The organism is Catellatospora sichuanensis (assembly GCF_007483665.1).
GTDB classification, from domain to species: Bacteria; Actinomycetota; Actinomycetes; order Mycobacteriales; family Micromonosporaceae; genus Catellatospora; species Catellatospora sichuanensis.
In genome coordinates, this window is record NZ_VIQO01000025.1 from 197,043 (window position 1) to 209,831 (window position 12,789).

The 12,789-nt window shown below is 76.3% G+C and carries 5 protein-coding genes; all 5 read right to left on the minus strand.

Annotation, left to right across the window (positions count from 1 at the left end):
• Window positions 1-61: 61 nt before the first annotated feature.
• Window positions 62-1,954, minus strand: coding sequence for a hypothetical protein (locus tag FLL47_RS31605; protein ID WP_144125889.1), 1,893 nt, complete (start codon window positions 1,952-1,954; stop codon window positions 62-64).
• Window positions 1,955-2,003: 49 nt separating this feature from the next.
• Window positions 2,004-5,615, minus strand: coding sequence for a vWA domain-containing protein (locus FLL47_RS31610; protein ID WP_144125892.1), 3,612 nt, complete (start codon window positions 5,613-5,615; stop codon window positions 2,004-2,006).
• On the minus strand, window positions 5,599-6,756 hold the full coding sequence (locus FLL47_RS31615; protein ID WP_144125895.1) for an ATP-binding protein: 1,158 nt from the start codon (window positions 6,754-6,756) through the stop codon (window positions 5,599-5,601). Before FLL47_RS31615 ends, FLL47_RS31610 begins: the two co-directional genes overlap by 17 nt.
• A complete protein-coding gene (locus tag FLL47_RS31620; RefSeq protein WP_144125898.1) occupies window positions 6,753-11,531 on the minus strand; it encodes a hypothetical protein in 4,779 nt (1,592 codons plus the stop codon). Before FLL47_RS31620 ends, FLL47_RS31615 begins: the two co-directional genes overlap by 4 nt.
• A 67-nt stretch (window positions 11,532-11,598) precedes the next feature.
• Window positions 11,599-12,519, minus strand: a complete 921-nt coding sequence (locus FLL47_RS31625) for a DUF4132 domain-containing protein (RefSeq protein WP_144125900.1) — start codon at window positions 12,517-12,519, stop codon at window positions 11,599-11,601.
• Between the last annotated feature and the right edge of the window lie 270 nt (window positions 12,520-12,789).

A 12,789-nucleotide genomic window follows, 5' to 3' on the forward strand; every position in this document is an offset into this window, starting at 1 on the left:
AAACCGCGCCGAGATGAGCCCGATCCTCACCTCGGTGCGGCTTCCGGCGACGCGGTTCATGTCACGACAGCCACGAGGCCTCGATGAGGGCTTGTGTGGCGGCCCGCTCGTACACCGCCGCGGACAGCCAGGCCCGGGTGAAGCCCTCCGCGTCGTCGCCGGTGAGGCGGCCGAACGCGTCCCGGGGCCGGAACCGGGCGGCCGTGCCCAGCTCGGCCGACAGGTACGCGCCCAGGTCCAGGCGGGCCCGCCGCAGCCGGCGCTCCTGGTCGTCGGCGAGCGCGTGCACGCCCCGGCCGCCGCTGACCACCCGTTCCAGGTGGCGGCGCAGCAGCTGCAGCGCCGGATCACCGGTCGCGGGCGGGCGCCCGGCGACGGCCGCCTGCTGCTGACCGGACAGCAGCTGGCTGCGGTGCAGGCGGTCGTATCCCAGGTCGGCATGGCCGGACCAGGCCGCCGGCAGGCGCAGCCCGTCGCCGGTGCCGGGCGCGATGCCGATCGACAGCGCCTCGACGGTGGCCCGCCGACCGGGGTCGGGACGGCCCACCACCAGCAGTTCCAGGCCTGCCGCCGCGCCGAGCAGCCGCAGGTTGTCCCGGTATGCCAGCTCCGGGTGGTCGTCGGCCACGGTCAGCACCACCGGAGCCCCGTCGGCGGTCTCCGCGAGCACCGCGTCACCGGTGGCCGCGCCGCTCAGGCGTACGGAGAGGAACACCAGGTCGGATCCGGCCAGGCGATCCCCGACCGGCTCGGCGAGCGCGGCGAAGGCACGGCTGACCTGCTGGTCCAGCGGCTCCTCCCACAGCGTTCGCAAGGGCGGCTCGGTCCAGGCCGCCCCGGCGGCGCGCACCGCGCGCACCGATCTGCCCGCGCCGAGCCGGCCTGAGGCGCTGGCCGTGCCCCCAGAAACGATCATTCCCGCGCGGGTCAGCTCGCGGTGGGTCAGCCCGGCCTCGCCCAATGCCACCACCGTGTCGCCGGAGCGGGCGGCCCGGTCCGCGCCGCCGGGGGCGACGTCGGTGACCGTCCACAGCCGACCGGCGCGGTCCACGACGTAGGTGGCCGTGCCCGCGTAGCCGGACTCGGCGACGACGGGGACCGTGCACAGGCCGTACAGGCGCAGCCCGGCCTGCGGGTCGTAGCCGCGGCGGGCCACGCCGAGCAGGTCCGCGGACTGCCCGGCGGGCAGGTCGTCGGCGCGCAGCCGGTGTGACACGGTCAGCAGCTCGCGCAGGTCGTCGGTGAGCTCGGCCAGCCGGAACTGCGGCTGCGACTCGCGCAGCGCCTGCAGCCCGGCGGCGACCCGGGTGCCTGCCGCGGCGGCCCGGTGCAGGCCGTTGGCGCGGCCCTCGTGCACGGCCCGCAGCAGCGCGGTACGCAGCACCAGCCCGCTGCCCGTCGTGCCCGCCGCGAGCACCGCCGCCCCGGCCCGCCACAGCCCTTCGGCCGCGTCCCGCTGCCGTGGCGTGAGCAGGACCGGCACGTCACCGGGATCGGCGCCGCCGGAGCCGGTCTCGCGGGATGCCGTCGCCGCTCCGTCCACGGTGGGCCCGGACGGGCCCGGGGCTGCCTGTGCCGTCGAGCCGACCCCGTCCGCTGCCGGTTTGCCGTCCGCATCGGCAGGGCCGGCGCTGTGCGGTTCGTCGGGCTGCGGTTCGTCGTCGAGGCCGTCGTGGACCGGGGCCAGCGCCAGCACCGCCACGCGGTGCAGGCAGTTGGGCGCGAGCAGGCAGCTGCACCGGGCGTCGGCCCCGGTGCGCACCACTCCGCCGGTCAGCGTCAGCGTGACCGTGGTGCCCTCGTCGACGGTGACCGTGACCTGGTCGTCCGCCGTGGACACGGGCCAGGCCGCGGCCCGGGTCACGGCCTCGTCGACCTTCTTGCGCAACCGGCCCGGCAGCGCGTCGAGCGTCTCCGCCAGGGCCGGGGCGGTCACCGCGGGCAGCCCGTTCACCGCCGCTCCCCTCTGCCGTGGCGCACGCCGTCTTCCCTGCTCGTCGTGTTCACCGGCGTACCTGCTCCCCGACCCAGCGGGCCAATTCGAGCGGGCTCAGCGCCGCGATCGGCATGCCTGCCGCGACCAGCTGTCCCGCGGCCGCGACCGAGTAGCGCGGCCGTCCGGCGTCGTCGAGGCTGGCGCAGCCCAGCACGGTCGCGCCGGACTCCACCAGCGCGCGCACCTCGGCCAGCAGGCCGCCCATGGAGTACCCCTCCTCGAAGTCGCTCACCAGCACCACCAGCGTGCGCGTGGGCACGGTGACCAGCGAACGGGCGTGCCGCAGCCCGGCCGCGATGTGCGTGCCGCCGCCGACCTTCACCTCCAGCAGCAGGCTCAGCGGGTCGCCGACCCGGTCGGTCAGATCCACCACCTCGGTCGAGAACGCGACGAAGTGCGTGCTCAGCGCAGGCACCCCGGCCAGCACCGACGCGGTGAGCGCGGACCAGATCACCGACTCCTCCATGGAGCCGGACACGTCCACCACCAGCACCAGGCGCCAGTCCACGCCGCGGCGGGCACGGGTGCGGAACACGGGCCGCTCGGGCACCACGGTGACCCGGCCGTCCTCGCCGCGGCGGCTGGTGGCCAGGTTCGCCCGCAGGGTGCGGGCCAGGTCCAGCCGTCCGCCGGGGCGGGAGGTGGGCCGGGGCGTGGTGAGTCCGTTGAGCGCCGGGCGCAGCGTGGTGGCCAGTTCCCTGGTCAGCTCCGCGATGATGCGGGCCACCAGCGGGCGCAGCCGGGCCACGGCCGCCTCGGGCAGGCCACCGGCCAGCGACAGCACGTCGCGCAGCAGGTCCATGGACGGGCGCACCGCGTCGGGGTCGAGCTCCAGTGCCGCGTCGAGGCGGCCGGACTCCACGGCGGCGGCCAGCACCTCCTCGCGTACGCCGGGTCCGAACAGCGCGGACAGCTCCTCGGACCACTCGCGTACGCCGGGAAACGACGGCTCGCGTCCCGCTCCCGCGCTGCGGTCCTCGCGCGCGCCCTCACCCCGTCCCATGCCGTAGAGCTCGTCCAGGGCGGTGGCGTACCGCCGGGCCTTGCCACCCATGCCGGCGCGGTCGCGGCCCAGGATGAGCCGCCACCGGTCGGCGGGCGACAGCTCCCCGCTCGGCGCGGGCCGGGCCGCCTTGTCGACGGTCCTGCCCGCAGGAACTCCGGCGACACGGGTGTCCGGCGTCGAGCGGTGATCCGGACCGGTCGCCGCAGCCGTTCCCGGCGCACCGGCGCCGGACATCTCCGCGCCTACCGTCGGGGCCTCGGACCCGGCCGTGCTTTCAGCCGACGGGTGGGACGCCGGGCCGTCGGTGCCGAGCAGGCCCAATTCCACCAGTGCGGCCCGGCCCGCGCGGTCGGCCAGCAGCCTGGCCAGCAGTCCGTCCGGGTCGTCGACGTCGCCGAGGTCAGCGACGTGTCCGCCGAGGCGTTCGTCGACGACGGCCAGCAGCCGGTCGCGCCCGGCGGGGCTGGCGGTGTGGAAGCCGCCGCGCAGTGCGGGCAGCCGGGTCAGGAAGGCCTCGTCGGGCATCGCCTCGACGCGGTCGAGCAGCCCGGTCAGCACCCCGGAGGCGGCCTGCAGCAGCGGTTCGGCGACGGCCAGCAGACCGCTGACGTGCCCCTGCAGGGCGCGGCGTGCCTCGTCGGTGCCCGCGGTGTCCACCCAGGAGGCCACGCGCACCCCGAACTCCTCCGGCGGGACGTGGCCGAGCAGCACCCGCACCGCACCGGCGGCGGCGGCCATCAGCGGCGTACCGCGGGCGGCCAGCCGGGCCAGCGCGTCGGTGAGCCGCAGTGCCGACCCGGACGCCTCGGCGCGCTGGGCGAGCGCGGCCAGCGCCCGCGCGTCGTCGACGTCCTCGGAACCCGCGAGCCCGTCGACCTGGCGAACGGCGGCGGTCTCCACCACCTCGGCGGTCGCCGCGACGGCCGTACGGTCCGGTTCGGGCAGGCCCGGCACGTGGCCGACACGCAGCCGGTCGAGCAGCGCCAGCGCCGCCATCGCCTCGGCGAGCGAGCCCTGGGCGGGCAGCACCGCGGCGACCTCGGCCAGCCGCCGGGCGGCCAGCGCGGGCAGGCCGCACACCGCGGCGGCGTGCAGGCCCTCGATCACCTCGGCCGCCGACGGGCCGCCCGCGGCGGTCTCGCGGCGGCGGCGCTCGGCCAGCGCGCCCTCGGCGGCCTGTTCCAGGGTCACCCCGCGCAGCCCGGCGACCTCGATGCCGGCCTCGGTGTGCGGGGTCCACTGCAACCGCCAGCGGGTGGTGATCGCGTCGACGCCGCCCGCGCCGCCGTCGCCGGCGACCGGTTCGGCGTACGCCACACCGCAGGTGGCCAGCCGCTGCAGGGTGACCTCGCGGCGGCGGTCCAGATCGGAACGCAGCGGGTCGAGGCGCGTGTCCTTGGCGGCGTCGCCGGGCCCGGGCAGCCGCAGCGCGGCCAGCAGGTCACGGACCGCGGGGCCGAGGCCGGAGCGCGGGGTGCCGGGGGCGAGCCGCCCGCGGCGGTCCCCCACCAGCACGTGTTCCATCGCGGTGGCGACGACGCGGCCGCGGCCGAGCACCTCGCCGTGCGCGAGCACGCTCTGCAGCGCCTCGACCAGCTCGCCGCGGCCCGGGGCGGGCAGCCCGCGCAGCCGGGCCAGGTCGACGGCGAGCCGGACCGCCTCGCGCGCCTCGGCGGGTCCGGCCGGGTGCCCGGCGGCGCGCACCCGGGCGCACACCGCGACGACGGCGGTCAGCGCCGCCGCCTCGACCTGGGCCGGGTCGCCCGCGGCGGTCAGCACGGACTGCTGCCACTGCGGGTCGCGGATGCCGGCCGGGTAGCCGGACCGGGCGTCGAGCAGCCCGAAGGTGTACGGCACCAGCGACGTCACCACCTTCGTGCCCGCCGCGGCCGGGTTCGCCGGGCCCGCTTCGCGCAGCGCCGGGGCGTGGAACGCGCCGACCAGCATCGCGACCCGCTTGCCCGCATGCTCGGCCAGGCAGCCGCGCATGTACGCCTCGCGGCGCAGGTCCAGCGTGGACACCCCGTCCCCGGTCTCGGCGTCGCGGCGCAGCGCCCAGCCGACCAGCAGCGCCGCCCGGCGTACCGCCTCGGGGTCGGCGCCGGGCGCGCGGGCCTCGACCATCCGGTCCCACATGTCCTCGTCGGCACGGCCGGTGGCGGCGCCCTTGAGCGCCCCCGCCAGCGACAACCGCTGCCCCGCCGGGCCCGGCACGGACTGTTCCCGCTCGTGCCAGGCACGGTCGGCCAGCGGCAGGTCGCACGGCACGACGGGCACGCCGTGGCGCACCGCCCAGCGCACCGCGACCAGCTCCGGTGAGAAGTCCGCGAACGGGTAGAACGCGGGCCCGGCGTCGCCGACGGCCCCGGCGAGGGCGACCGGCGCCGTGGTGGCCGCGTCGGCCAGCCACGGCAGCCACTGCCCCAGCTCCGGCGGCAGCTCCAGCAGCAGCACCTCGGGCGCGTACCGGTCGAGCAGGTCGGGCAGCACGACCGACAGCGCGGGCGAGTGGTGCCGCACGCCGATCAGGAACGGGTCGCGCTGCCCGGCGAGCTCGGCGACGGCGACCGCCGGGTCGCCGTCCAGCGCCGTCGTCTCAGCCACCGAGGACATCGCGCAGCTCCCAGAGCCGCCGCCACAGCCGCGCGCCGTCCTCGGCGCGGCGGCGCACCGCCCCGTCCCAGTAGCCGAGCAGCTTCGCGCCGTCGGCCGGGTCGTCCTTGCGCACCACCCCGAGCAGGTGCCCGGGCAGCAGCGACAGCACGTCCCGGTCGCCGGGGAAGTAGGCCTGGGCCAGTGCCAGCGAGGTCGCCACGGCGACCGCCTCGGCGGTGCTCATGACCGTCGACGGGCGTTCCACGTCCCAGCCCTCGACCGAACGCCCCTCACGCAGGTCCCGGAACGCGGTGACCAGCGCCTCCAGCACCGCGTCGTCGACCGCGAACGGGGCCTTGACCCGCTCCAGCGCGGCGCGGGCCTGGCGGCCCACCAGCGCGGTCTCGGCCGCCAGGTCGCCGATCGGGCCGACGGTCTCGAAGTTGAAGCGGCGCTTGAGCGCCGCCGACATCTCCGACACGCCGCGGTCGCGCAGGTTGGCGGTGGCGATCAGGGTGAAGCCGGGCGCGGCGTGCACGGTCGCGCCGTCGGTGCCGGCCAGCTCCGGCACCGCGATGCGGCGGTCGGACAGCAGCGAGACCAGCGCGTCCTGCACCTCGGGCAGGCAGCGGGTGATCTCCTCGACGCGGGCCACCCCGCCGGTGCGCATCGCCGACAGGATCGGCGAGGGCACCAGGGCCTCGCTGCTCGGGCCGTGCGCCAGCAGCAGCGCGTAGTTCCAGCCGTAGCGCAGTTGGTCCTCGGTGGTGCCCGCGGTGCCCTGCACGACCAGCTCGCTGGTGCCGCAGACGGCCGCGGACAGCAGCTCCGACAGCATCGACTTGGCCGTGCCCGGTTCGCCGACCAGCAGCAGGCCGCGCTCCCCGGCCAGGGTGACCACGCACCGCTCGATCAGGGCCCGCTCGCCGACGAACTTCGCCGGCACGGTCAGCTTGTGCGGCAGGCCGTCGCGGCGGTCCTCCTTGGCCAGCTCCAGCTCGCGGCCGTCGCTGCCGGTGATGAAGGTGACCACGGCGCGCGGGGTGAGCCGCCAGCCGGGCGGGCGCGGCCCGCCGTCGTACGCGGCCAGGAACGCCAGCTCGCCGGCGTGCGCGTGCTCGGCAGGGTCGACCTGCCGGGCTGCGGTGGTGGTGGTCATCGGCGCCTCTCGGTTACCAGCTCGTCGAATCGGGGTCCGTCGCCCGCGGTGATCCTGTCCCAGGCCAGGTCGAACAGCTGCGGCGCGGGCGCGACCGGCAGCACGATGTCCAGCCCGGACACGCCGTTCTCGCCGCCGATGAGCAGCGGCAGCTTCCAGCGCTCCAGCGGCAGGTGCGGCGCTTTCAGCGCGAGCCAGCCACCGGGCAGGAACAGGCTGCGCCCGGCCCGCGGCCGCTTGGCCTCGACCACGAGGTCCGTGGCGGCCAGCGCGGCACGGGCCGCCTTCAGCCGGGCCGGCTTCCAGCCCGTCCACAGCGCCGTGTTGCGGTCGGTCGGGTCGGGCAGCGCGAGCAGTTGCAGGTACAGCGCTGCCGCGTCGGCGGGCAGGCCCCGCTCCTGCGCGACCCGTGCCACCAGGTCGGGCACGGAACGGGTCGGGTCCTGGGCGAACCCGTCGATCCCGGCCGGCACCGGGTAGCCGACCAGCCGGGCGAGCTGGCCCCCGGCCAGCGCGTGCAGCGCGGCGAAGGTGCCCTCGTCGTGGCTTTCCAGCTTGGCCCGCAGCACGTGCAGCACCGGGTCGTCGGCGCCGGTCAGCAGCGCCGGGCGCAGGTGCACCACGCGCCAGCCGGTGTCCGGTGGCAGCAGCACCGCACCGGCCGAGACGCCGTCGGGGCCGGTCACCGGGGTGGCACCGGTCGCCGCGAGCATCGCGTCGGCCTTCTTCTCCATGATGTAGCCGACCGGCAGGGACAGCCCCGGGTCGGCCAGCCGGGCCTGGGCCAGCTCCACCACGCGCGGCAGCGCGGCCCGGATCGGGTCGTCGGCCGGCAGGTGGTAGACCAGCCACGGCACGCATTTCGCCAGTGCGACCAGCACGTCCTCGTCGTCGATGCCCTTGACCGTGCCGTGCAGCCAGCGGCAGGTGTCCGGGCTGGCGATGCCGTGGATCAGGTCGGACGCGTTCATCGAGCCGTCCACACCGGCCTTGTCGATGGCGACGATCAGCTCGTCGCGCACCGGGCGGCGTACGCCGTGGCGCTCCGTCCAGGCGGCGGCGAACGCCCCGATCGCCGGACCGTCCCGCCACAGCGTGCCGAGGTCCGTGGGCAGCAGCAGGGACAGCGTGCGCGCGGTCACGGTCACGTGGCCCAGCCGCATCCGGGACGCGGCGGCGGCCGCGGCCGCGGCGTCGACACCGCCGAGCTGCTCGCGCACCGGCTCGGACTCCGCCTTGTGCCACGGGTGCTGCGGCAGGCCCGCCAGCACCATGGTGGCCTCGGCGAGGCTGATCCCGGCGGCGTCGGACAGCACGGCGACCCGGTCCTGCTGCCAGGCGACCGGCCCGTGCTCGGCCAGCAGGCGGGTGAACTCCGCGAGCACGTCGGGCGTGGCGATGCCGGGGTCGAGCGCCTTCTCCCTGGTGATGGCGTAGCCGGGCAGCGCCGCGAACACCCCGTCGGGGGCGTACTCCAGGCCGGTCACCTCGCGGTCGTCGGTGTCGGCCGACAGCACCAGCAGCCGGCGTGCGCCGAAGGTCAGCACCGTGCCGGGCAGTCCGTCCTCGTCGACCGGCTTGTCCGACTTCAGCTGGATCTGACGCAGCCTGGCGCCCGGCGCGAGCAGCCCGCTGCGGGCGCACACGTCGAGCAGTTCCAGCAGTGCGGCCCGGTGCTCCGGAGAAGTCACCGGGCTCGCCGCGCGGTACATCACCGCGGGCAGCACGCCGAGCACGTCGAACCAGTCGTCGTCGGCCTGCAGGTCCAGCTGCCCGGTGGGCGCTTCGGCGGCGGTGAACGCCGCGCCGGTCCCGGTGAGCAGCCGGACCGCGCTGTCGCCGCGGCTGTAGCAGTACGGCATGAGACCGGACAGCGCGGCGGCGAGCACATGGTCCTGCACGCCGCCGGCCCACTGCTCGGCCGGCGCGGCGGCCGTCGCGGCGGCGCGGCCTTCGCACCGGTCACGTAGTTCGGCGAGCCGGGTGACGTGCGCGGCGGCGCGTTCCACGAGCCCGCCGATCCCGGCCCGCAGCGACGGGTCGGTGACCGCGGGCAGATGCCGGGCGACCAGATCCGTCAGCGCCTCCTGCGCGGCGGCGGCGTCCGCCGCGGCGGACACGGCCTCGACGGCCTCGCCCAGCAGCGCCGCGCACTCCTCGTCGGTGACCGCGCGCAGCGCCGCCGAACCGGCCTCGTCGCGCGGACGCAGCAGGTGCCAGTAGCCGGCCGTGGGCACCAGCCGGGTGCCGCGGGCGTACGCCGACGGGCCCTGCGGGGGCGTGTACTCGCCGAGCACCAGGCCCTCGGGGTCGACCAGGGTCAGCGTGCTGTTGCGCCAGTGGTGCGTGGAGAGCACCCCGCAGACCACGTCCGAGCCGGGCAGGTGCAGCGCCCCGACCAGTTCGCCCCTTTTCGCGACCGTGGGGGGCAGGGTGTATGCGGTGCCGTCGGTCGACTGTCCGGCCAGGCTGCCGTCGGCGCGTCGGCGCACCCGCCAGCCGAGCAGCGCACTCTCGGCGCCCGGCGCGCCTGGGTCGCGCGGCGCCAGCCGGGACGAGCCCAGCACCAGCGTCTCGGAGTCCGCCGCGCCGTCTTCGAAGAACGCGGGCAGGCTGGCCCGGCCGCGCTCGCCGGTGACCGGGTCGAACTCCTGGCAGACGAGCGTGGTGCCGTTGTGGCGCACCACCCAGTGCGTCACGCCGTCGGTGAGCACCCGGCCGACGCGCCGCTCGCTGCGGTCGCCGACGTGCAGCGGCCGGCCGCCGGCGGTGCGGCCGCCACGGGGCAGCGGCAGCGAGGCGACGTCGCTCATGTCGAAGGCGTTGTCGGGCACGGTGAACACGTCGTCGGGCGCGCCGCTCCAGTAGCCGGACCGTTCCCGGCCGATGTCCCAGCAGACCAGCAGCTGGCGGTCGACGTAGCGCAGCACCAGCCGCCACAGGTAGTGGCGCTGGTCGGCGGGGATGCGCAGCATGTGCTCCAGCTCCACGCCGTGCTCGCCGACCACCAGTACCAGGTCGCCGCGGCGCAGCACCAGGTGCGGCCACTGCGCCACGACGGCGAGGTTGTCCTCGTCGTCGGTGCCGGTCACGCCCAGCCGGGCGACGGCGTCCTCCAGCGCGGGCCAGCCGAGCTCGTCGAGCAGCCCGGTGCGCAGGGTGCGGCCCAGCAGCGCGGCGACGTCGTGGCCCAGCAGCTGCCCGGCCGCCTCCGGGTTGACGGCGACGCCGTCGGGGCAGCCCAGCACGGCCAGCCGGTCCAGGTGTGCGCCGAGCGTGGGCAGGCCGTGTCCCGCGGTCTGCGCGGCCAGCCGGTCCAGCAGGGCGTGCGCCGCGGTGCGCAGGCCCGGCACGGCCGTGACGGCACGCACCCGCTCGGGGTCGCCCGTGATCTCCCGGTAGTTCGGACGCAGGTGCTGCTCGACGGCCTCCGCGAGCGCACCCAGGAACCGGCCGTCCCCGGCGAGCGCGACGAGGTCGCGGCGGCCCTCCCGCTCGTCGGTCAGCCAGCGCGAGACGAGATAGCGGGCGGTCTCCGGATCGGCCACCGGCACGCCGAGCGCCAGGCACGCGTCGAGCAGGTCGAGGTCGACGCCGCTGTGCCGGCGGCACAGCACCACCGGCAGCCCGTCGGCCTTCAGTCGCCCTGACATCCGGTCCAGCAGCGCCAGCAGGTGCGCCGAGCGGCCGCTCAGCCGCCAGCCCCGCCGCTGGCGGTGCACGTCGAAGCGGCCGAGCCAGCCCGCCGGGCCGTCGGGCGACTCCGCCGCGAAGGGCACCGTGCCCTGCGGCTCGGTCAGCGCGGCGGTCGCCCCCGCGCGCTCCAGCACCTCCAGCCAGACGTCGTCGGCGACGTGCTGCGGGAACATGCCCAGCAGGCGGCCGCGCAGGGCCGGGTCGGCGGCGGCCAGTTCGGAGAGCGGCCCGGCGTACGCGGCCCAGAAGCCCTCCGGTGCGCGCGACAGCGACGGCGCGGACAGCAGCTGCCCGAGCACCTGCCGGTCGGCCTCGGCCTGGTCGAGCTTGGCGGCCTTGGCCAGGCGGCGCAGGTCGGTGTGCATCTGCGCGTACGGCGGCAGCCCGCCCAGGGTCCGCTCCACGCACAGCCGCAGGAAGCGCTCGTAGGCGTCCGCGGGCGTGCAGCGCGCGGCGAGTTCGCGGGCGTGCTGCGACAGCGCCTTCGCGGTCAGTGCGCCGGCCAGCGCGAACTCCAGGAACACCGCGTGCTGGCGCTCCTCGTCGATGCGCAGCGCGTAGGCCCGCTCGGCGTCGCGCGCCTTGCCGAACATGGTCGCCGCGTACGTGGTGCTGTCGGCGGCCAGGAACGCCCGGCCCGCCTCCTCATAGAAGGTCGGCAGGAAGTGCGGCACGGCGCGGGCCAGCCGCTCACCGAGGGCGTTGAAGCCGTCCTTGGCCGGGCCGATGCGCGACTTCGCCTGCCGGGCCAGCCGCTCGATCTCCTTGACCAGCGCCAGCGCGTGGTGGCCGTTGGCCGGATCGTGGACCAGCGCCCAGGCCGGGAAGCCCAGCGCCTGCTGGCGGACCAGGCCCACCTCGTTGACGGGGGCGGGCTTGTCGAAGCCGAGGAACTCCATGCTCAGGTCCTCGGCCGCGCCGATGGTCCCGGGCACCAGCCGCACCACGGTGCGCTCGCCCAGCACGGGGTGCCGGTAGGCACGCGAGGTCAGCGCGTCGACGGTGTCGTCCTTGGCCACCGGCGCCCCGGCGGGCAGCACCGCCCCTGCCTCCAGCAGCGTCATGTTCTGCTCGCTCATGCCCGCACCTCGCTGCGCTCGGCTCCGTCATGCCATGCGGCGTTCATGATTCGTTCGCTGCGCTCGCTCATGCCTCGTCCCCCTCGTCCTCGTCCGCGTCGCCCGCGTCCTCGCCCGCGTCTTCGTCCTCGTCCTTTTCCACGACGCGCCCGGCGTACAGGGCGGCGGCCATGCGGGTGCCCTCCGACCAGGCGACCGGACCGACCTCGCCCAGGGTCAGCGAGGTGCCGGTGCGGTCGGTGAAGACCAGGTCCCCGGTCTCGGTCTCGTAGTACGGGTCGTCCGAGCCGACCCAGGAGCGCGCCTCGACGGTGACGCCGACCTCGAACACGCGGCAGACCGCGTTGCCGCCGCGCACCGGGTAGCCGAGCTTGGTGGCGCGGGCGGTCAGGTGGCGAAGCTCGGCGTACTTGCCCCCGGCGTACTCCCCGATGCGCCGAGCGGACGGATCCGCCTCGGCCGGGCGGACGAAGATCTGCCGGAACAACTGGTCCACGGACTGGGACACGCCCAGGTCCGCGGCGAACTCGCGCAGGTCGTCGAGGTCGGGCAGGGTCACCGGGTGCGGGATCACCACCCGCGCGGCGGGCCGCCGCACCGTGTCGCCGTCGAGGTTCACGATGCCGATCTGCCCGGCGGCGGCGTCGCGCAGGAATCCCACCTCGTCGGGGTCGAACGCGCCGTCGTCGTCGAGCACCCCGACGAGCAGGTCGGTCAGCGCAGCGCGCCAGGTCTCGTCGGCCCACACGTCGGCCAGCACGGCGACGGGCACCGGCAGCGAGCGGACCATCCACCGCTCGATGTCGGACCGGCACTGCGCCTCATGCCGACCCAGCCACTCGGTGAGCTGCCGCAGCCCGGTCACCACCGGGTCGTCGCGCAGCGCCGACGGCACCGACTTCAGCTCCTTGCCCTTGGCGTTGCGGGCGATCAGATCGCTGCCGCGCAGGGTGACTTCATAGCCACCCGATGCCACCAACCATCCCATGTGGACGGCCACCTCCCTGTCGAAGACACCGGACGCTAAACCACCGTGCCGACAGTCCGGCGTACACGGCTGGTCGCGGCCCCGCCCCGTCCGCGGCATACCGACCGGGAACCATTCGGCCACACCGCTCGCGGCGGCGCGCGGCGGGGTCCCTTGCCGCGCCGGGGCGGCCCGCCGGACCGGCCGCGGGGCCGTGCGCACGGCCATGTCAGCGGCATAAACGGGCGTGACCGCACACGTCGGGAGTACCGTCGGAGGTCCAGCGGCGCG

Excerpts from the sequence above, each read along its gene's own strand:
- FLL47_RS31610 (WP_144125892.1), bottom strand. The coding sequence starts at position 5,615 with ATGTCCTCGGTGGCTGAGACGACGGCGCTGGACGGCGACCCGGCGGTC.
- FLL47_RS31615 (WP_144125895.1), bottom strand. The coding sequence starts at position 6,756 with ATGACCACCACCACCGCAGCCCGGCAGGTCGACCCTGCCGAGCACGCG.
- FLL47_RS31620 (WP_144125898.1), bottom strand. The coding sequence starts at position 11,531 with ATGAGCGAGCAGAACATGACGCTGCTGGAGGCAGGGGCGGTGCTGCCC.
- FLL47_RS31625 (WP_144125900.1), bottom strand. The coding sequence starts at position 12,519 with ATGGGATGGTTGGTGGCATCGGGTGGCTATGAAGTCACCCTGCGCGGC.